Raw genomic sequence first — 17,497 nt, 5'->3', positions numbered from 1 at the left:
GGGTTCCCATCTCGCTCCCGGCGACCGCGCTGCGGCTTTCCCATCAGACCCGATTACCCGGGATGGTATACCCGCCATCGACCAGCAGGTTCTGGCCGGTCACGAAGCGAGACGCGTCGGAGCTCAGCCAAATCACGGCTTCAGCGACTTCTTCGGGGCTACCCACCCGGCTCATGGGAGTATGAGCGATAAACGGTTTGCGGCTGGCTTCGTCGGTATTCTGACGATACATATCCGTGTCGATGACGCCTGGATTGACATTGTTGATCCGGATTCCCTGACGGCTGGTCTCCAGCGCCAGGGCCCGTACCATGTTGTCGAGACCCGCCTTGCTGATCGAATAGAGGGTCGACCCCTCGAGCGCACCATGCGCAAGCCACGATGACGTATTCACGATGGCACCCCCGGTCTGCTGTTTGGCCATCTGGGCGATCTCGGCCTGACAACACAACCAGGTACCTCGCAGATTGATGCCGATGGCCTGGTCGAAATCCTCGACCGTCAGTGACTCACTGAGCCCCCACTTTCCCATGATGCCCGCGTTGTTGAAGGCGATATCCAACTGTCCGTATCGCTCGACGACACTGGCAATTAGCGATTCCACATCCGTAGCCAGGGCAATGTCGGCTCGGAACGCCGTGGCATCGCCCCCGGCCGCGCGAATCTCGGCAACGGTCTGTTCGAGCGCTTCAGGCCGTCGGGCCGCGATAGCCACTCGCGCTCCCCGACGGGCGAACTGCATAGCCGTAGCCTTGCCGATCCCGGTGCCACCACCGGTCACGAGTACGACTTTCTGGGCGAAATCCTGCGCTGTAGACATAGCGATCTTCCTCATGATCAGGTCGTGTCGGATGGATCAAGGTTGATCCGTGGGCCTGACGACGATCTCGTTGATCGCCACTCGCCGGGGATTGGTCACGATGAAGGCAGCGGCCTCGGCGATATCTTCCGCATGCAGGCGCTCCACCTCGCCGAACATGCTGGTGAAACCTTCCCACTGTCCGTCTTTCTGCTCGAAGAGTTCGGTCGCGGTCGCGCCGGGTTCGATCACCGAAAAGCGTAGCGATTGCTTGGTGAACTCCTGACGCCAGGCTTCGGTGGCTGCCGTGACGGCAAACTTGGTGGCGTTGTAGATGGCGACCTGGGGAGCAGCGATGCGCCCGGCAACCGAGGAGATATTGACGACATCCGCCACAGCGCGAGGGCTTGATGTCACCGCCTGGAGAAGATGCGGCAGGGCCTGTTTGGTGAGGTACATCAACCCCCGCAGGTTGACGTCCACCATGCGATCCCACTCTTCAAGCGGCGATTCCACGGAGGGGCCATTGAGCATCAGCCCAGCGGCGTTGACCAAGGTGTCCAGACGACCGAAGCGTTCGAGTACCCGATCCACCACACGCTCGGCTTCGTGGTTGTCTGTGATGTCGGCAGCGATCACCAGCGTGGTGCCGCCAGCGGCGGCGATCCTGTTGGCAAGTGATTCGAGCCTATCCTGGCGTCTGGCCACCAGCGCAACGCTGGCTCCCAGGTTAGCCAGTCGAATGGCCGTGGCCTGCCCGATGCCGCTGGATGCGCCGGTGATGAGGGCTACGGTTCCGTTGAGCTTCTCGGCGTTGTTCATGGAGTTTCTCCATTTGAGTCGACAATGGATCCGGAACACCTGATACCGGTGTCTGTGTCCGGATATTTGATTCAAGTGACGATCCAAAGGTAGGGCCCTCGTGGGGGAACCCGTGACGCCAATTCTTCCCATTGATTGCCTAATTCTCTTGATCCCAGGGAAAAGCGGAAATCTAGCCGTTCATCGCTCTAGAATGGAGCATGCTCAAACAGGCAGGAGCGGACAGTGATCATTGAACTCGGTGCAGACGACCAGGCACGGCGAGAGGAAACGGCAGCCATTCGCGATCAGATGGCGAGACAGATCTCCACCTTCGTCGGCAATCAGATGGAGCGTGAAACCCATCTGCCAGGCCTGAATTTTTTCAAGGTAACGACGCCACAGCCACCGACGCCCTATCTGTACGAGCCCAGCCTCGCCATCATCATTCGCGGGAGGAAACGCGTCGTGCTGGGGAACACGACGTATATCTACGATGCCTCACGGTTTCTGCTGACGGCGGTGAATCTGCCCACGATTACCGAAGTCACAGATGCATCGCCCGAGCGGCCCTATCTCTCTTTACTGATGAAGATTGATTTACAGATGGCTCGCCAGTTGATTGCGGATGTCGAGACGCTTGGCCCGAAAGCAGAGATACAGCACAAAGCCATGGCGACCGGTCCCGCAACCGTCGACTTGATGGACGCGACGAGCAGGCTGGTTCGGCTGCTCGACCAGCCACACGACATGCTCCACCTGGGCAGTCTCGTCCAGCGAGAGATTCTTTATCGGGTACTGACTAGCTCTGCCGGCGGGCGTTTTCGCGACACCGTCATGGTGGGAACGCAAAGCCAGCGTGTCGCCAAGGCCGTTACCTGGTTGCGTGATCACTATACGCAGCCGCTGAAAATCGAAGCCCTGGCGGAACTGGCCGAGATGGGCGTATCTACGCTTCACCATCATTTTCGTAAAGTGACTTCGATGAGCCCGCTTCAGTACCAGAAACATCTACGCCTTTATGAGGCGAGAAGGCTGCTGATCGCGGAAAATATCGATGCTGCAACGGCAGGTATCCGGGTTGGCTACGAAAGCATTAGTCAATTCAACCGGGAATACCGACGGATGTTCGGCGCCCCACCGATTCGCGACGTCGCGCCATTGAGGTCCATCTGACTGCCAACTAGGCTCGCCCCTCATAGCGCAGCATGTCGACCACGGCGCGCACCGCCGGACGCATCTGGCGACGCCCCGGGTAGTACAGAAAGCTGCCGGTATGGCGCACGGACCATCGTGGCAGGAGTTCCACCAACCTTCCGCTGGCAAGATGCGCTGCAACCTGCTCACGCAGCAAATAGCCCACACCAATGCCTTGCAGCGTTGCCTCTATCAGAAGGTCCATGTCGTTGGTGATGAAGGTCGGCTTTATCGCGACGTCGAACGTGCGCGATCCGCGCTGGAACTGCCATCGCAACAAGGTGCCGGACGTGCTCATTCGATAGGCGATACAGGCTTGTTGCACCAGATCCTGGGGACGTGCGATGGCAGGTGCTACCTCCAGATACCCAGGCGTGGCGACGACGGCCGTCCGGTAGTCGGGACCGATACGCACGGCCACCATGTCCTGGGCCAACTGCTCTCCATTGCGGATGCCTGCGTCGTAGCCAGCCGACACGATATCGACCACCCCCTCGTTGGTCGTGACTTCCAGGGTGATACCGGGGTGGGTGAGACGTAGCGCTGGCAGCTTCGGAACCACATAGAGCGCCGCCGCGCTGTGGTGGGTATTGATGCGCACGAGTCCACTGGGTCCGGCGTGCTCGTCTGCAAGTTCTTCGAGTCCGTCCCCGATTTCCTGGAGCGCCGGCTGCAGACGCGCGAGGAGACGTTCGCCGGCGGCCGTGGGGGCGACGCTGCGGGTGGTCCTGCTGAGCAGCTTGACGTCGAGCCGCTCTTCCAACTGGCGCATGGCATGACTGAGCGCGGAGCTTGAAATGCCCAGTCTATTGCCCGCCCGGGTAAAGCTCCGCTCCTCGGCGATCATCGCAAACGCCATCAGGTCCGCAAAATCCGAACGCTTCATTGCTGAATCTCACTCATAAACTCATCAAGTAAAAACCACCTTATCAATGAATGGCGACATTTCTATCGTTATCTGAGTACTTGGCAGCACAGAAGAAGCCGCTGCCGGGGCCACATCTCGAATGATCCGATCAGGCGCGAAAATCATGAAACGTTGGGTTCTGAAGAGTGGGAAGACCACCCTAGATGGGCTGGTCATTGAGGATGTCGTGAAGCCGGAGCCGGGCCCTGGTGAAGTCCGTGTGCGAATTCGGGCGGTGTCGTTGAACTACCGGGAACAACTGATCCTGGGCAATGCCGGTGGCAACTGGCGCGTGGACCGCGACTTGATTCCGGTCGCCGATGGCGCCGGGGATATCGATGCGGTGGGAGAAGGCGTGGAGCAGTGGTCCCCAGGTGACAAGGTCATCACGGTCTACCTGCGCGACTTCATCCATTGGCCGCCCCATGCGGATATCGGCCTGGGCTTGGGGTCGCTGGACGAGGATGGCGTGCTGGCCGAGTACGTCGTGTTGTCGGCTGATCGCCTGAGTCGCGCGCCGGGCACGCTCAATGATGTGGAAGCGTCGACCCTGCCTTGCGCTGCGCTGACGGCATGGACGGCGTTGCAGAACGCCTATCCAGTGACATCGGGCCAGAAGGTGCTGTCGTTGGGCACCGGTAGCGTATCGCTGTTCGCGATGGCATTCGCGCAAGCGCTGGGGGCGAAAACCTATCTCACCACCAGCCAGGACGACAAGCGTTCGCGCCTGCTCGAGCTCGGTGCCGAGGCTGTCTTCAACTATCGCCACGACGAAAACTGGGGACAGTCCATCTACGACGCCACCGGCGGCGTGGACAAGGTGGTGAATACCGCCGGCTTCGGATCGATGAATCAGTCCGTTCAGGCGCTGGCCTTTGGCGGCGACATTGGCTTGATTGGCCTGTTCGACTTCGGCGACGTGATCGAGCCCGGCTCGTTCCTCGCCAAGGGCGTCAGCGTTCGCGGCATCCCGGTCGGCTCTCGCGACGGCCTGGAGGAGATGGTCAGCTTCATAGACAAGCATCAGATCAAGCCCGTGATCGACAGGGTGGTCCCGTTCGCCGATGCGAAGCATGCCTACCAGGCCCAGGGCGCCCCGGACCTGTTTGGCAAGGTCGTCATCAAGATCGCCTGATTCAGCAACGGGAGCGATCGATCACACGGCGATTCTTGGCTTTGTCTTCCCAACAGTTCAGCGACTTAGTGGAAGGCCAAGAGAATCAGGCAAAGATCAGGAAGGATCGGAGTGCCACGCGCAGCGCTGACCTCTTTAGATTGAATGAGAGCGGCGTTGCTCCTGCTCGGTGCTCCGCGCTCACCTAAACGCAAAGCGGATCGGCTAATCCCCAGCTTCGAAGGGGGCCGTCCCTATGCAAGAAAGCCCCCCCCCCCCTGCGCCCCCAACAACGAAGGAATTCGTCATGAATATGGAATCCGAAATCGACCGTGTTTTCGCATTACAGCAAGCCCATCAATGGCATCTAAGGGCTTCGACGGCGGAACAACGAAAGGATCGTCTCCGACGTTTCAGGGAAGTCTTGGTCAAATACGAGGATGAAATCCGTGAGGCGCTTGCCTCTGACTTGGGGCGCCCCGCCGAAGAGCCGATGACGTTCGAGCTGGCCGTCACCCTGGAAGATATCGATGAAGCCATCGAGCATCTTGACGAGTGGATGAAGCCCGTACCGGTCCAGACCTCTGCGCCCGGAGGTCAAGCGTACATGATCTATGAACCGCGGGGCGTCGTTCTCGTCTTCGGTTCATGGAATTTCCCGATAAGCCTGCTCCTTACCCCCATGGTGCCGATGATCGCCGCGGGCAACTGCGTCATCGCCAAGCCAAACGAACTTACACCCGCATCGAGCGCCGTGGCAGCCAAAATCATTCGCGAGGCTTTCGACGAGCGCGAGGTCGCAGTGTTCGAAGGCGGTGTCGATATTGCCAACGCGCTGCTGGAACGACCCTTCGATCACATTTTCCTTACCGGGAGCCCAGCGGTTGGCAAGATTGTGATGGCTGCAGCGGCCAAACATTTGGCCTCGGTGACATTGGAGCTCGGTGGCAAATGCCCTGCCATTCTGGACGACAGCGCCAACTTCGACACCGCCGTTTCCGAGATCGGCATGGGGCGCATGACGAATAATGGGCAAACCTGTCTGTGCGTCGATTACGTCGCATTGCCAGAATCACTACGCGATCAGTTCGTCGAGGCGCTCGAAAACCAATGGCGAGACAGCTTTTATGATGGCGAGACGTTCATGGCGGACCGCAATTCCCGCATGGTCAACTCTCGCAACTTCTCACGTGTAAAGGGATATATTGATGACGCCGTTGCACGTGGTGCGAAGGTGGATTTTGGCGGAAACTGCGATGAAGAGAACCTGACGATAGAGCCGACCATACTGCTTGATACGCCACTTGATGCACTTGTCATGCAGGAGGAGATATTTGGTCCCGTTCTTCCAATCGTCACTTATCGCGACATCTCAGAGGTCTACACATTCATTCGTAAAAGCGGCAAGCCACTGGGTATGAATATTTTTTCGGAGCGACGCGACTTCATCGAAGACGTACTCCGCAACACTTCGTCCGGAGGCGTATCAGTCAACGGCTGGGCCAGAAACTGGCCCGAGAGCCATCTGCCGTTTGGTGGAATCAATACCAGCGGAACAGGTCGTTACCACAGCATCCATGGATTCCGCGAGCTTTCTCACGAACGTGCAGTGTTCGAAGTCATCTGATCGTACGGGCCAGCAGGCTTAATCCGGGCGATGATGCTGGCACACCACTTCCACATTGATACCGTCCGGATCCAGCACATACGCCGCGTAGTAGTGCTCGTGGTAGTGCGCTCGGACACCGGGCGAGCCATTGTCGATACCACCGGCCTTCAGTGCGGCCTGATGGAACGCATCGACGATGGCTCGATCCTGCGTCGCAAACGCCAAGTGCGTGCCGGCGCCTGGTACCTCGTTGTCATGGATCCAGAGGCGCGGGTAGCCGTCCTTGCCGAAACCGTGACGCGTGCCCCCGGTTCGGGTGCGCTCGGGTCCGACGGTGATGACCCGGACGATACCCAGCGGCGCGAGGGCCAGTTCGTAGAAGCGACGCGATACCTCGGCGTCGCCCACGGCGAATTCGATGTGGTCGAGAATGCTCATGGTTTTGCGCAGAGGCTCCAGTGGTATGGGTTACCGGCTCGCTGGCTGATCAGACCTGGGACGCGCCACCATCGGCGAACAGTTCGACACCGTTGATATAGCTCGAGGCATCGCTCGCCAGGAACGCCGCCGCCTTGCCGATTTCGTGTGCCTCGCCGATCCGTCCCAGCGTGCTCTTTTCACTGAACGCTTGAATGATCTGCTCCGCGTCATCGGCCAGCATGCTGCGCAGAGATTGCGTATCGACAGGGCCGGGACTGAGGAGATTGATCCGCACGCCGGAACCCTTGATATCCAGAATCCAGCTTCTGACCATGGCACGCAGAGCGGCCTTGGTGGCGCCGTAGACACTCAAGCCCGGGCCGGGGTTCATCGAGGCGGTCGAGCCGATGATGACGATGCTGGAGCCCCTGGGCATCAGGGGCAGCGCGCCCTGGACGGTAAACGTCACCCCTTTCACGTTGGGGTTGAAAATGCGATCGAAGGTCGCTTCGGTGATCGTACCCAGTGGCGTAATTTCTCCCGTCCCGGCATTGGCGATCAGGACGTCGAGACGGCCATGCAGCGACTCGATACGGCTAAAGAGCGAGGCGAGATCGGAGGTGTTCGCCACATCGGCGGCAATGGCGACCGCGTTGTCGCCCAAGCTGGACAAGGCCTCGTCCAGCGCCTCCTGCCGGCGCCCTGTGATGACCACGCGAGCGCCCTGCTCGGCGAACTCCTGCGCAATCGCGAGCCCCAGACCGGATGAGCCACCGGTGACCAACACGACTTTATCTTGGAATGACATGGGAATTTTCCTGTACGAGGAAGGAGACGGAAACGCCACATGTAGTGAACGCTACATGACAAGATGTGTCACGCACTTTATTTAGCGGTCGATATATAGAAGTCCTTGCTCATGCATTGGAGCTTTGATATAGCAGTCGCTACAATGCAACTTTCATCCTGCGAGGTCCCATGAACGCCAAGACCCGGCAACGTCGCCCGGCCTTTGATCGCGAAGCGGGCGTCGCCATCGCCCAGGCGCTTTTTCATGAGCGCGGCTATGACGCGGTCAGCCTTGCGGACCTGACCCAAGCCATGGACATCAAGCCGCCCAGTTTCTATGCCGCCTATGGCAGCAAGGCGGCGCTGTTCGAGCGGGCCATGCTGCGCTATGCGCAGGAAAACGCCCTGCCGCTGGACGAACTTCTGGCGCCAGACCGCCCCCCTGCCGAAGCGCTTCCCGCGCTGCTGCTCGCCGCCGCCGAACAATACGGTCGAGATAGCGTGCTGCGAGGCTGCATGATCACGGAGGGGATGCGGGCAGATGACCCGGCGGCCCGTCGGATGGCCGAGAGTCTTGCCAGCGGCGGCCTCCAGGCGATTCGTGCCTACCTCGATCAGGTCCATCCGCAGGATGCGGAGTCTCTTGCCGACTATGTGTCGGTCACCTTGCGCGGGTTGTCGGCCTCGGCCTGTCACGGCATGCCCTACGAGCGCCTGACGCAAGTCGCCCGGACCGCCGGCCTACTTATCGCGCATGAACTGGAAGCCGACGAGCCCACGACAGCTTCTTGAGCCGTGAAGCCGTTGTGGGTGGTCGTGGGGTGAGTCGTTTCTCTCCCTGCAGTTCTGTGGATCGGTCTCTATCGATCCGTGATGGTCGTCCCTTCGATGGTCTCGGCGAATCCGCCACCGAATAGCCGTGCTGGTGTTTCGAAACCCGTCCGACGTTCCCCTTCGAGCACCCGGCGTGCGGCCTCAACGGCCGCCAGCGGTGTGTAGGTATAGCCATTGACGGTTTCGATCACCGATCGGGCCACCGTGCCGTCGGCTCCCGTCACCTCAGCTAAGGCGCGGGCGCGATGTGCATCGCGTTGTGCCGCGGTCGGGCCATCGGGCAGTTGTGACAGATCGCCCTCAGGGAAAGCCTCGCCACTGACATGCACGAACATGGCGATATTGGGAATGCCGGTGGATTGCCAGCCGGTGACCAGATCGCCGAACGACAGTGGCGCGCACTCGACCGGCCCCTCGCCGAAATCGAACGCTTGCGGCTGCGCATCGGGGGCCGAAACCAGATGGCCGTCGACCCTCGCCATCAGGCCCGCGCCGACGATCTCGCTGACGCTCATGGCGGAGCCCCGCGACATGGAGCCGGGAACCTGAAGCGCGACCCTCAGCGACCGCGGCTCTTGCACGCGCTGCGCAACGTGCACCGCCAGGCAATCGGTCGGCACCACGTCCCAGCCGACGCCGGGCAGCAGCATGACGCAGGCCTCGACCGCTTCGGCGCCCAGCCGTTCCGCCAGCCGATAGACGTTGATCTCGGCGGTGATATCCAGGTAATCGACACCGGCCTCGAGGCACGCCCGCATCAATGGCTCCGCCGTTTGCGCGAAAGGGCCTGCGACGTTCAGCAGCACATCGATACCGGCCAGAGCTTTCGCTGCCCCATCGACGGCTTCAAATACCCGCGACGGAACCCCCAACTGCTCAGCGAGGGCGGTTAGCCTTTGCTGGTTGCGTCCGGCGATCTCGAAATCGAGTCCCAACGCTTTGGCACGCGCTGCCGCCATGCGGCCGGTGTAGCCGGTCGCGCCATAGATCAGGAGTTTTTTCATTGGGCGTGCTGCCAGTTCTTGTAGACGAATTCGAGACTGTAGCCATCGGGATCCAGAACATTGGCGGCGTAGTAGTCGGGGTCGTAATGCAGCCGGGCCCCGGGCGCACCGTTGTCGATGGCATCGTTCTTGACAGCACCGTTCTCGATGGCCGCGGCGTAGGCTGCCTCGACCTCCGCCTTGCTGTTCGCCACGAAACCGACGTGAACGGCTTTTCCTTCGACCGCGCCCTCGCGTAGCCAGAAGAACATCCGGCCGTTGGCGCCGAAACCCTTGAGATCCGGATGGCCCGGCGGGCCGTCTTTGCCGTCGTAATCGAGCCGCGCCGTGATCCCCAGCGGGGCGAGCACGGCCTCGTAGAAGCGAATCGAGCGTTCGATGTCGCTGACGGATAGAAAGAGATGATCAAGCATGGAGTAGCCTCGCGATTCAGACGATGTCGCCAGCGGCTACCGTAACCATTACCCTCATCGCGGGCTCAGCCGTTCCTGCCCGAAACCTGCCCGTTTCTGCTTTTTGCTTGCGCGGACGTGGGCCCAGGATCAGCATATCGCTTCAGAAGCGACCAACCGTTCGCCATAAAACGAAAAACTGCTCGCCATGAACGACCAACTGCTCGAGCTTCGCGCCCTGGCTGCCAACGCCGAGAATCGCCGTACCGAGACGGGCATCCCACGCGTGGCCATGATTCAGGGCGAGATCCCGGAGCATACGCTGGCCGCCGTCTACGAGCCGATGATCAATCTGATCCTGCAGGGCAGCAAGACGATGACCGTCGGCAACCGCACGCTGCGCTACGACCCGGCCACGTACTTCGTCATGTCCATCGAACTGCCGGCAGTGGGCACGGTCCATCCTACGGCTATGGGTGAGCCCTATCTTGCATTGAGCCTGACGCTCGATCCCGCAGTACTCGCGACGTTGCTGACCGACCTGCCCCCGCCCACCGAACGCAACGAAAGCGACGCAGGCTTTTCGGTGGCGGCTACCACGCCAGAATTGATGGATGCATGGCTACGCATGCTGCGATTGATGGACAGATCCGAAGAGATAACAGCCCTCGCGCCGGTGTACGAGCGGGAAATTCTCTACCGCGTTCTGCAAGGGCCTCACGGCTGGATGCTGCGCGACATCGCGGCACCGAATACCGCCATGGCACGCGTCAGTCAGGCCATTCAATGGATCCGTCGGGACTTCGCCGAACCGATCCGAGTGGAGACACTGGCTCGGAAAGCGTCGATGAGCGTGTCCGCTTTCCACCGGCACTTCAAAGCGGTGACGACGCTGAGCCCATTGCAGTATCAAAAGCGGGTTCGCTTGCTCAAGGCACGCATGCTCATGGTGGCCGGTGCCAAAAGCGTCACCAGCGCGGCCTTAGAAGTCGGCTATGAAAGCGCCACCCAGTTCAGCCGTGATTACGCCCGGGTATTCGGGCTGCCGCCGGCCCGGGATACCGTGAGAATTCTGGGAAAGACGAAAGGAAACGGTGTCGCGCTGGAAAGGTAAGGACACACCATACCCTCGTCTTTTTCATTGCCTGCTAAACTTCCTGGCTCGGGCTTCACCGTTTATCTCAAGTTCAGCCAACCGCCCATCAGGAGAACCCCATGTCTCAGAGCGATTCCCAGACGAACATCAAGACCGAATGGATCGAGATCACCGCCGAGGACGGCAAGACCTTCAAGGCGTACCAGGCCCTCCCGCACAAGGGTAAAGGCCCCGGCATCCTGTTGATCCAGGAGATCTTCGGCGTCAACGGCCACATCCGCGGCGTCGCCGAGCAGTATGCGATGGATGGCTATAGCGTGATCGCACCGGACGTGTTCTGGCGCGACGAGCCGGGCGTGGAACTCGGCTACGACGGCGACGACTGGAAAGCGGCGGTGGCCCACAAGCAGGCGCTGGACTACCCGACGGCGATCAGCGATCTGCGCGCCGCGGTCAAGGCGCTGCGCGCAAGCCCCGCCTGCGACGGCCCGGTCGCTTCGATCGGCTACTGCATGGGCGGCGTGCTCTCCTACCTCTGCGGCCTGGATGCCGGCGTCGATGCGTCGATCTGCTACTACGCTGGCGGGGTGACCGAATACCTGCCGCGCGCCGACGAGCTCAAGGTGCCGGCCCAGTTCCACTTCGGCGCCGAGGATGACCATATCCCGCTGGAACACGTCGAACAGACCCGCCAGGCCTTTGCCGGCAACAGGGATATCGAAGTGCATCTGTACGGCGGTGCGGAACACGGATTCAACTGCTGGGCGCGGGCGAGCTACAACCAGCATGCATCCGCACTGGCCCATGGCCGCACGCTGACTTTCCTGGCCAGCCACACCGAGTAGTGCCTCGCCTGTGGAGGGGATAGCGGTTCGGCGCGACTCTCGAACGGTCGGGGCTGATGAGCCAGGGCCGATGAACCAGGGCCGATGAACCAGGGCAGATGAGTCAGGGCCGATGAAAATGCGGCAGCACGTGAGCGGCCAGTTCCTCGATGATGGCTTCGGCTGGCCGCTCCTCGAGACGTAGATTCAGGGCCACGTGGTGTACGCCCATCTCTCTGAGTGCATCGAACACCTCGACGAGGGCATCGCGGCCGGCACGATAGCCCAGGTCGATGGGTGTCGCCGGCGCGCCCAGATCGGGGTCGAGATCGAGACGCATCGCCTCGCCGAACCCGCGGAATTCGCCGGGCACGCTCTGTTCGACGGCGGCACGCCACATCCGGTAGCGATCGAGCTGCTGGGCCGGCTCGCGATGGTAGGTCATCCAGCCGATCGCATGACGGGCGATCCAGTTGACGCTCTGACCGCCCGAGCCGACCGCCAGTAACGGCACGGGCGCCGGTGGCTGCGGCCGCAGCTGGAATTCCGGAGAACCCGCCTCGTGGCGGTCGGGGACGACTCGCTGCGGCGAGCCCAGCGCTTTCGCCACGACTTGCCAGTGATCCGCGAACAGCCGGCGCCGCTCGGCGACGTTCTCGCCGAAGGCGGCAAACTCTGGCGGCCGGTCGCCGGACCCCAGTCCCAGGATGAAGCGACCTTCCGAGAGCGTGGCAACCGATGCGGCCGCCTTGGCGATATGCAGGGGATGCCGCAGCGTGAGCACGATGGCGCCACTGATCAGTGCGGCCCGGCTCGTTTCCACCGCCAGCGCACCCAGCCAGCTCCACGGATCCAGGTGACCAACCGGATCGGGATAGTCGCGACTGTTGAGCGGCACGTCTCGAATCCACAGCGCGCGAAATCCGGCGTCATCGGCGAGCCTGGCCAGGCGCCGCTGTTCGACGACGTCGACCGTCGCCTGGCCGCTCGGCATCAGCGGCAGCGTCAATCCGATCGACAACCGATCCGGCGCCCACACACGCCGAGCGATCGCCTGTCCGACTCCGCCTGCCGACATGACCCCCTCCTTTCCCATCGATTGATACCTCGAGGAGCATCTCACCGGTGCGCCCCCTGCCCCATGATGCCCGGAAATCGGGCGCAGGACATGATGATAGCGGCGATCCTCGCTTGTCGTTTCCCCGATCTACGACTAGGTTCCGAGGAGGCATGTCAGGATGGCATGCCGCTGGCATGAAAGACTTACCATGAATCAACAGGGATAGACGCCATGGGAATTATTGCGTGGATCATTTTCGGCCTGATCGCCGGAGCCATTGCCAAACTGATCATGCCGGGCAAGGATCCGGGTGGCTTCATCGTCACGATCATCCTCGGGATTCTGGGCGCGGTCGTCGGCGGCTGGATCGGTACCGCTCTCGGTTTCGGTGACGTTTCCGGTTTCAACTTCGGCAGTTTCGTGATCGCCGTGATCGGCGCGATCGTGCTGCTCGGTATCTATCGTATCGTGCGCAAGTGACCGACCTGCGCCTGTGAAACCGAGGTCCGGTCGGTGGCGCTCGTCGCCACCGACCGTCGATTGTCCAGATTCGCCCTCCACAGCTTCTCCCTCAATGACAGCCTACGCTCAGTAAAAGACCTCCCATGCCTACCGATGCTCACTTCTACGAACCCAGCCGTGGCCATGGCCTGCCGCACGATCCGTTCAACGCCATCGTCGGCCCCCGCCCCATCGGCTGGATCTCCTCCCGCAGCGCCGCGGGCCATCTGAATCTCGCCCCGTACAGCTTCTTCAACGGCTTCAACTACACGCCGCCGATCGTCGGCTTCGCCAGCGTCGGCTACAAGGACAGCGTGCGCAATATCGAAGCGACCGGCGAATTCTGCTGGCAGCTGGCCACCCGTGCGTTGGCGGAACCAATGAACGCCAGCTGCGCGGCGGTGGAGCCCGAGGTGGATGAATTCGAACTCGCCGGGCTGACGCCGGCCGATTCGCGCGTGGTGAGCGTCCCGCATGTGAAGGAGGCCCAGGTCGTGTTCGAGTGCCGCCTGACCCAGACGCTGCAGCTACAGTCCGCCGCCGGCGACAAGCTGGAAACCTGGATGGTGCTGGGTGAGGTGGTCGGCGTGCATATCGACCCGACACTCCTCGAAGACGGCGTCTATCAAACCGCCGCCGCCCGGCCGATCCTGCGTGGCGGCGGCCCGGCGGACTATTTCGAGATCAGCCAGGAACAGAACTTCAAGATGTACCGGCCGAGCTGACGGATGACAGCCACGGGTGACGTGGCGAATCCGGGCGACCTGGTGAATCCTGTTCCAAAGGTGACTCAGGATTGCGTGACAGGTTCGTAGAATCGCCAGGTATTGCGGCCGGCACGCTTGGCCGCATACATCGCGATGTCGGAGAACCGGACCGCCTGCTCGGCATCATCGGTATCCAGCCCCACCATGGCGATACCGATACTGACCCCGATCACGATCTCGATACCGCTCTCCACCTCGAGCGGCTTCCGGAGGCGATGGAGAAAACGCTCCAGCACGACCTCGACATCGCTGCGCTGATTGCACCCTTCCAGCAGCACGACGAACTCGTCGCCCCCCAGCCGGGCGACGTAGTCACGCTGACGCATCAGCCCGGCCAGGATGTCGCCGACATGGCACAGCGCGCGATCGCCGACCGGATGGCCGTAGGTATCGTTGATCTGCTTGAAATGGTCGAAATCCAGCGTGATCAGCGCATGGCAGCGCTCCGGATACAGACGATGGTGACGCGCCATCACCGCCAGGCGATGGTCGAAGCCGCGACGGTTACCCAAGCCGGTCAAGGCGTCGGTCATCGCCATCCTTTCGGCGGCATCCGCGGCTTTCCTGCGCTCGGTAACGTCGTGCGCCACGCCCTGCAGCCGCCCCGTCTCGAGCGGGCTCAGGATCAGGCTGATCCAGCGCTGCCGCTCGCCGCTGTCCAGCGCCACTTCCCACTGTCGCTCGTACCCGCCGGCCTCGTCGTCGACGGCGAAAGCATGCATCTCACCCTCGCCGTCACCCACCAGCGAGGCGAAAGCGACCGGATGGCGCTCCAGGTCGGTGCCGCTCGCCATGTCGAACAGTCGCAGGAAGGCGGGGTTGGCCGAGCGGACGAAGCCGGCGCTGTCTAGCTCGAAGATCCCCGCTTCCACGTTGTCGAAGATCGCCCGATAGCGGCGCTCCTCGACCTCGCGCTCGAGCCGTAGCCGGCGCTCCTCGCCCAGGCTCTGGACCAGGTTGTCGATCATGGCGTTGACGCTGATGACGAGCTGACCGATCTCGTCGTCCTTGTTGCCACGCGGCGCCTGCAACTGCTGGCCGGTCTCCGCCTCCAGCTCGCTCAGCCGATGCGAGAGGCCAGTGATCGGCCGCGTAACGAACTTCACCACTACCAGCACGACACAGAAGCCGATGCCTATCAGCTGCAGCAGCAACGCGCCGCCGATGAAGTTCGAGGCCTGCGCCACGAGCTTGTCGATATAGGCCTGGTCGGGCGCCACCGTGATCCGGCAGACCGACGTTCCCGGCTCGAACGGCGAGGAGACGTCCCGGACGACACTGGCCGCCGGCTCCCCTTCCGGGTCGGCGCGACCGCTGGCGAGGATCGTACCGTCGCTGGAATCGATGCGCACGGCGCTGACGATATTGTTGCTGAGCAGGCCGTCGGTGACCTCCTGCGCCAGCTGCCGATCCCCCAGGAAGCAGCCAATCTGGGCGGTCCGCTCCACCGTCGTCAGCAGTTCCTGCACCCGCGATTGCTGTTCCCGCTGAACGCTCTCCGCCCGCAGGTAGACGGCCAGCGCGAGGAACAGGACGCCCAGCAGCGTGACGATCAGCAGGATGATCGCCGTCGTACGCAGCGCCAGCCGGGTATGCAGCAACAGCAACAGGCGAGACATGCGATCACTCGCTCAACGTCAGCACGACGTGCATGTCGGCGGGTACTTGGCTGCTATCGACGTAGCCCAAGGCGTTCATGTTCTGGATGACCAACTGGTGCACGTCACCGATGGAGACGATCTGCTGCGGCGGCGATGCCTCACCGGAGAACACCAGCCGGGCCCAGTAGGAGTTGATCTCCGCCAGATCCTTGTCGACCAGTGCCCGGTAGAAGCGCGCCTTGAGCGAGGACGAATCCACCGGCAGCGCGACGTTGCCGGTGGGCAGCTTGCGATAGCGCCCCATGAAGATATTGACCACGTCGCTCCGTGTCAGCCGATCGATACCGCTGCCGGCGTTGACCACCACCGCGATGTCGGCGCTGGCGGGAACGGCGGCGACCAGGGTGGCGGAGAGGGTTGAGGCGATGAGAAGCCTTTGGACTCGGTTCATGGACATTCCCCTAGAAAATGAAGTCCAGACCGAGGCTGAAGATCGATCCCCAGCCTCCGTTCCAGTCGCTGTCGATGTCTCGCCACAAGAATCCGGGGCGCTGAACGTGAACGCGATCCAGCTGCGCCTTCAGGGCCATGTTGGCCGTGAAATCATAGCGCGCGCCCACCGAATAGGTCCGCTGCTTGAAGTCGCCCTCGCTGCCCCCCTCCCCGTCCGACGTCGTCTCGACCTGCGAATAGACCAGGTAGGGCGTGACGCGCTCGATGCGATAGCCCGCCGAGACGAACCCCGAGTCCACGGCGCCGTCGGCGCTGGTCTTGCTGCGATTCCACATCGCCTGCAGCTGCACCGGGCCGCGATCGAAGACCGCCCCCACCGAATAGAGCTTGAGACGGTCGAAACCGAACGAACTTCCGAGAACGCCGTTGGCGGTCAGGTCGAACGAAGGATCGAATGCGCGGATCTGATCGAACTGGGCGTCGAGCTGATCCGGGGCGTCGCCGGAAAAGTCGATATTGGACTCGACTTCGGTGTAGCCGAGACGAAAGCGCCACGGCCCCGTCTCGTAGTCGACATGCCCGCCGTAGACCTTGTCGACGTCGAAATGGGCCTCGAGCCCTTTGCCGATGAACACATCCCCATCGGAGCGGCCGGTGTAGAGCTTGAGCAGCACCAGGTCGCTGCCGACCGGCTGCTTGAAAGTGACATCGACGCCATCGATGTAGGTCAGCTGAAGGGTGCCGAAATGATCCACCGGCGGCCGTACCCAGGGATAGGCATAACCGACGTAGCGCGAGTCGGAGAGCTGGTAGACATCCCAGCCCAGTCGGCCGAGGCGCAGCTGCACCCCAGGGTCCGGCCGGTAGCGCAGGAACGCCCAGCTCACTTCCGGGCTGAAATCGCCGCTGTCGTGGTAGCGGCTGATCCCCTGAACCACCGTATCGAGCTGGTCAGTGAAGCGGTAACCCACCTGCGCGCCGAGCAGCGAATCGGTGCGCGCGCTCCAGCCTTTGCCGGCGCCCTTGGGCTGGCTGATATCGCGGGTGAAATCGGCCTCGTCGAGATCATTGTGAATCAGCCCCAGGGTGCCGAAGCCGCTGAACCTCAGTCGGCCATCGTCCGTCAGCGGCCGGGCCTCGGCGGCGACACTCGTCACCGACAGGATCAGCCCCAGGCAGACCGGAAGTAATCGTCTCATGCAGCGTCTCCGGCGGCGCGTTCGACCTGTCGCCGCCGCAAAGGAAAATTAGGGTTGCGGGAGACATTGTCGGCAGGCCGGTATCTTTCTGAAGGGTCGATTCGCCGAGGTACGACGATTCAGATCCCGA

19 protein-coding genes are annotated in these 17,497 nt (G+C 62.0%); 8 read left to right on the top strand and 11 right to left on the bottom strand.

The window, feature by feature from the left end; genetic code table 11:
- Positions 1-43: 43 nt before the first annotated feature.
- Both Q0602_RS15645 and Q0602_RS15640 read right to left on the bottom strand, forming a co-directional pair.
- Positions 44-820: an SDR family NAD(P)-dependent oxidoreductase gene (locus Q0602_RS15645; RefSeq protein WP_298845328.1), complete on the bottom strand. Its 777-nt coding sequence runs from the start codon at positions 818-820 to the stop codon at positions 44-46.
- Between the two features lie 36 nt (positions 821-856).
- Entirely contained in the window at positions 857-1,621 is a 765-nt protein-coding gene (locus Q0602_RS15640; protein WP_298845324.1) for an SDR family NAD(P)-dependent oxidoreductase, read from the bottom strand.
- Positions 1,622-1,846: 225 nt separating this feature from the next.
- On the opposite strand from Q0602_RS15640, the gene Q0602_RS15635 reads away from it, so the two are divergent.
- Positions 1,847-2,776 (top strand): AraC family transcriptional regulator, encoded by a 930-nt coding sequence (locus Q0602_RS15635; protein WP_298845318.1) that lies wholly within the window; start codon positions 1,847-1,849, stop codon positions 2,774-2,776.
- A 7-nt stretch (positions 2,777-2,783) separates the two neighbouring features.
- On the opposite strand, the gene Q0602_RS15630 is transcribed toward Q0602_RS15635, so the two are convergent.
- Positions 2,784-3,683: a LysR family transcriptional regulator gene (locus tag Q0602_RS15630; RefSeq protein WP_298845315.1), complete on the bottom strand. Its 900-nt coding sequence runs from the start codon at positions 3,681-3,683 to the stop codon at positions 2,784-2,786.
- Between the two features lie 145 nt (positions 3,684-3,828).
- On the opposite strand from Q0602_RS15630, the gene Q0602_RS15625 reads away from it, so the two are divergent.
- Positions 3,829-4,839, top strand: coding sequence for an NAD(P)-dependent alcohol dehydrogenase (locus Q0602_RS15625; protein ID WP_298845312.1), 1,011 nt, complete (start codon positions 3,829-3,831; stop codon positions 4,837-4,839).
- Positions 4,840-5,125: 286 nt separating this feature from the next.
- Complete coding sequence (locus Q0602_RS15620) at positions 5,126-6,445, top strand: aldehyde dehydrogenase family protein (protein WP_298845309.1); 1,320 nt, start codon at positions 5,126-5,128, stop codon at positions 6,443-6,445.
- An 18-nt stretch (positions 6,446-6,463) separates the two neighbouring features.
- Here the strand turns inward: Q0602_RS15620 and Q0602_RS15615 are convergent, their stop codons facing one another.
- Together Q0602_RS15615 and Q0602_RS15610 are read right to left on the bottom strand one after the other, a co-directional pair.
- Positions 6,464-6,865 (bottom strand): VOC family protein, encoded by a 402-nt coding sequence (locus Q0602_RS15615; protein ID WP_298845306.1) that lies wholly within the window; start codon positions 6,863-6,865, stop codon positions 6,464-6,466.
- A 49-nt stretch (positions 6,866-6,914) separates the two neighbouring features.
- The gene (locus tag Q0602_RS15610) at positions 6,915-7,655 is read right to left on the bottom strand and encodes an SDR family oxidoreductase (protein ID WP_298845303.1); all 741 of its coding nucleotides are present in this window, start codon (positions 7,653-7,655) and stop codon (positions 6,915-6,917) included.
- 170 nt (positions 7,656-7,825) lie between these two features.
- Here Q0602_RS15610 and Q0602_RS15605 point away from each other — a divergent pair, with 170 nt between their 5' ends.
- Positions 7,826-8,428, top strand: coding sequence for a TetR/AcrR family transcriptional regulator (locus Q0602_RS15605; RefSeq protein ID WP_298845300.1), 603 nt, complete (start codon positions 7,826-7,828; stop codon positions 8,426-8,428).
- A 68-nt stretch (positions 8,429-8,496) separates the two neighbouring features.
- On the opposite strand, the gene Q0602_RS15600 is transcribed toward Q0602_RS15605, so the two are convergent.
- Together Q0602_RS15600 and Q0602_RS15595 are read right to left on the bottom strand one after the other, a co-directional pair.
- Entirely contained in the window at positions 8,497-9,474 is a 978-nt protein-coding gene (locus Q0602_RS15600; RefSeq protein ID WP_298845297.1) for a trans-acting enoyl reductase family protein, read from the bottom strand.
- The gene (locus tag Q0602_RS15595) at positions 9,471-9,887 is read right to left on the bottom strand and encodes a VOC family protein (RefSeq protein ID WP_298845294.1); all 417 of its coding nucleotides are present in this window, start codon (positions 9,885-9,887) and stop codon (positions 9,471-9,473) included. The genes Q0602_RS15600 and Q0602_RS15595 overlap by 4 nt, the downstream gene beginning before the upstream one ends.
- Before the next feature lie 187 nt (positions 9,888-10,074).
- On the opposite strand from Q0602_RS15595, the gene Q0602_RS15590 reads away from it, so the two are divergent.
- Entirely contained in the window at positions 10,075-10,980 is a 906-nt protein-coding gene (locus Q0602_RS15590; RefSeq protein WP_298845291.1) for an AraC family transcriptional regulator, read from the top strand.
- A 101-nt stretch (positions 10,981-11,081) separates the two neighbouring features.
- A complete protein-coding gene (locus Q0602_RS15585; RefSeq protein WP_295036465.1) occupies positions 11,082-11,807 on the top strand; it encodes a dienelactone hydrolase family protein in 726 nt (241 codons plus the stop codon).
- 103 nt (positions 11,808-11,910) lie between these two features.
- Here the strand turns inward: Q0602_RS15585 and Q0602_RS15580 are convergent, their stop codons facing one another.
- Positions 11,911-12,864, bottom strand: coding sequence for a TIGR03571 family LLM class oxidoreductase (locus tag Q0602_RS15580; RefSeq protein WP_298845286.1), 954 nt, complete (start codon positions 12,862-12,864; stop codon positions 11,911-11,913).
- Positions 12,865-13,077: 213 nt separating this feature from the next.
- Here Q0602_RS15580 and Q0602_RS15575 point away from each other — a divergent pair, with 213 nt between their 5' ends.
- A complete protein-coding gene (locus tag Q0602_RS15575) occupies positions 13,078-13,326 on the top strand; it encodes a GlsB/YeaQ/YmgE family stress response membrane protein (RefSeq protein ID WP_110597918.1) in 249 nt (82 codons plus the stop codon).
- Between the two features lie 125 nt (positions 13,327-13,451).
- Complete coding sequence (locus tag Q0602_RS15570; protein ID WP_298845283.1) at positions 13,452-14,072, top strand: flavin reductase family protein; 621 nt, start codon at positions 13,452-13,454, stop codon at positions 14,070-14,072.
- 65 nt (positions 14,073-14,137) lie between these two features.
- Here the strand turns inward: Q0602_RS15570 and Q0602_RS15565 are convergent, their stop codons facing one another.
- From Q0602_RS15565 to Q0602_RS15555, 3 genes are read right to left on the bottom strand one after another with little or no spacing between them, the layout of a single operon-like run.
- On the bottom strand, positions 14,138-15,733 hold the full coding sequence (locus tag Q0602_RS15565; RefSeq protein ID WP_298845281.1) for a sensor domain-containing diguanylate cyclase: 1,596 nt from the start codon (positions 15,731-15,733) through the stop codon (positions 14,138-14,140).
- 4 nt (positions 15,734-15,737) lie between these two features.
- Positions 15,738-16,166 (bottom strand): hypothetical protein, encoded by a 429-nt coding sequence (locus tag Q0602_RS15560; protein ID WP_295036470.1) that lies wholly within the window; start codon positions 16,164-16,166, stop codon positions 15,738-15,740.
- 10 nt (positions 16,167-16,176) lie between these two features.
- Entirely contained in the window at positions 16,177-17,367 is a 1,191-nt protein-coding gene (locus Q0602_RS15555; protein WP_298845277.1) for a porin, read from the bottom strand.
- Positions 17,368-17,497: the final 130 nt, after the last annotated feature.

The organism is uncultured Salinicola sp. (assembly GCF_937921195.1).
GTDB lineage: Bacteria > Pseudomonadota > Gammaproteobacteria > Pseudomonadales > Halomonadaceae > Salinicola.
Note: the sequence above shows the minus strand (reverse complement) of the source record. Positions and strands in the feature narration are given on the sequence as shown.

Excerpts from the sequence above, each read along its gene's own strand:
- Q0602_RS15570 (WP_298845283.1), top strand. The coding sequence starts at position 13,452 with ATGCCTACCGATGCTCACTTCTACGAACCCAGCCGTGGCCATGGCCTG.
- Q0602_RS15585 (WP_295036465.1), top strand. The coding sequence starts at position 11,082 with ATGTCTCAGAGCGATTCCCAGACGAACATCAAGACCGAATGGATCGAG.
- Q0602_RS15600 (WP_298845297.1), bottom strand. The coding sequence starts at position 9,474 with ATGAAAAAACTCCTGATCTATGGCGCGACCGGCTACACCGGCCGCATG.
- Q0602_RS15565 (WP_298845281.1), bottom strand. The coding sequence starts at position 15,733 with ATGTCTCGCCTGTTGCTGTTGCTGCATACCCGGCTGGCGCTGCGTACG.
- Q0602_RS15555 (WP_298845277.1), bottom strand. The coding sequence starts at position 17,367 with ATGAGACGATTACTTCCGGTCTGCCTGGGGCTGATCCTGTCGGTGACG.
- Q0602_RS15580 (WP_298845286.1), bottom strand. The coding sequence starts at position 12,864 with ATGTCGGCAGGCGGAGTCGGACAGGCGATCGCTCGGCGTGTGTGGGCG.
- Q0602_RS15575 (WP_110597918.1), top strand. The coding sequence starts at position 13,078 with ATGGGAATTATTGCGTGGATCATTTTCGGCCTGATCGCCGGAGCCATT.
- Q0602_RS15590 (WP_298845291.1), top strand. The coding sequence starts at position 10,075 with ATGAACGACCAACTGCTCGAGCTTCGCGCCCTGGCTGCCAACGCCGAG.
- Q0602_RS15645 (WP_298845328.1), bottom strand. The coding sequence starts at position 820 with ATGTCTACAGCGCAGGATTTCGCCCAGAAAGTCGTACTCGTGACCGGT.
- Q0602_RS15620 (WP_298845309.1), top strand. The coding sequence starts at position 5,126 with ATGAATATGGAATCCGAAATCGACCGTGTTTTCGCATTACAGCAAGCC.
- Q0602_RS15560 (WP_295036470.1), bottom strand. The coding sequence starts at position 16,166 with ATGAACCGAGTCCAAAGGCTTCTCATCGCCTCAACCCTCTCCGCCACC.
- Q0602_RS15610 (WP_298845303.1), bottom strand. The coding sequence starts at position 7,655 with ATGTCATTCCAAGATAAAGTCGTGTTGGTCACCGGTGGCTCATCCGGT.
- Q0602_RS15630 (WP_298845315.1), bottom strand. The coding sequence starts at position 3,683 with ATGAAGCGTTCGGATTTTGCGGACCTGATGGCGTTTGCGATGATCGCC.
- Q0602_RS15640 (WP_298845324.1), bottom strand. The coding sequence starts at position 1,621 with ATGAACAACGCCGAGAAGCTCAACGGAACCGTAGCCCTCATCACCGGC.
- Q0602_RS15605 (WP_298845300.1), top strand. The coding sequence starts at position 7,826 with ATGAACGCCAAGACCCGGCAACGTCGCCCGGCCTTTGATCGCGAAGCG.
- Q0602_RS15595 (WP_298845294.1), bottom strand. The coding sequence starts at position 9,887 with ATGCTTGATCATCTCTTTCTATCCGTCAGCGACATCGAACGCTCGATT.
- Q0602_RS15625 (WP_298845312.1), top strand. The coding sequence starts at position 3,829 with ATGAAACGTTGGGTTCTGAAGAGTGGGAAGACCACCCTAGATGGGCTG.
- Q0602_RS15615 (WP_298845306.1), bottom strand. The coding sequence starts at position 6,865 with ATGAGCATTCTCGACCACATCGAATTCGCCGTGGGCGACGCCGAGGTA.